Raw genomic sequence first — 442 nt, 5'->3', positions numbered from 1 at the left:
GGCCCCGGGGTCGCCGGGGTCCTCCGGGTCGCCGGGGGAACGGGGGGTCTCGGGGGAACGGGCGGCGGAATCGGCGGCCCGCAGGTGCTCCAGGCGCTCGGCGAGCGCGTCGCGGCGCGAGGAGCGGGCGGCACGGCGGCGGTCGAGGGCGCGCAACCGCTCGAGGAGGTCCGCCTCCGTCCGCTCGGCCTCCCGCAGGCGGGCCTCCAGTTCACGCAGGCGCTCCCCCGCCTCCCGGGCCGCCGTTCGGTCCGCCTCCAGACCGGTGACCCGGGCAACGCAGGCGGTGGTCGGCTCGCCGTCCGCGGCCCGGTCGGCGGCGGCGCGGTCGGTCCGCAGTTCGGCGAGTCGGCGGGCGGCGTCCTCCCGGGCCCCCAGCGCGGTCTCGTGCCGGCGTTGGGCCTCCTTCTCGGCCGCCGCGTCGGGGGCGTCGGGGAGGGGG

1 pseudogene is annotated in these 442 nt (G+C 81.4%); it reads right to left on the bottom strand.

Annotation, left to right across the window (positions count from 1 at the left end):
- Window positions 1-442: pseudogene (locus FOE67_RS28315) on the bottom strand (hypothetical protein); the annotation flags it as partial.

Source organism: Streptomyces calidiresistens (genome assembly GCF_014141525.1).
In the GTDB taxonomy this organism is placed as follows: Bacteria; Actinomycetota; Actinomycetes; order Streptomycetales; family Streptomycetaceae; genus Streptomyces; species Streptomyces calidiresistens.
This window is presented reverse-complemented; position numbering and strand designations above follow the sequence as displayed.